General features: G+C 64.8%; 1 pseudogene. It reads left to right on the forward strand.

The window, feature by feature from the left end:
* A pseudogene (locus tag M2D63_RS26120) lies at positions 1-236 on the forward strand (CoA-binding protein); the annotation flags it as partial.

The following is a 236-nucleotide window of genomic DNA, read 5'->3' on the forward strand; positions in this document are numbered from 1 at the left end:
GACTACCTGCACAGCAGTGCGCTGTGGACCGTGGCCCATGTCGGCAAGGCGGTGGAGAAGGGCGTGGCGATCCTCTCCCAGAGCGGCAACTTCGCCTACAACCTGTCGATGAGCGACAGCTCGCTGCCGGTGGCCTATATGGCCTAGGTCGGCAACCAGGGGCAGATCGGCATTGTCGAGCTCATGTATGCGCTGCTCGACGAGCCGCGGGTGACCGCCATCGGCCTGCACCTGGA

The organism is Pseudomonas sp. BJa5 (genome assembly GCF_030272875.2).
Classification (GTDB): Bacteria; Pseudomonadota; Gammaproteobacteria; order Pseudomonadales; family Pseudomonadaceae; genus Aquipseudomonas.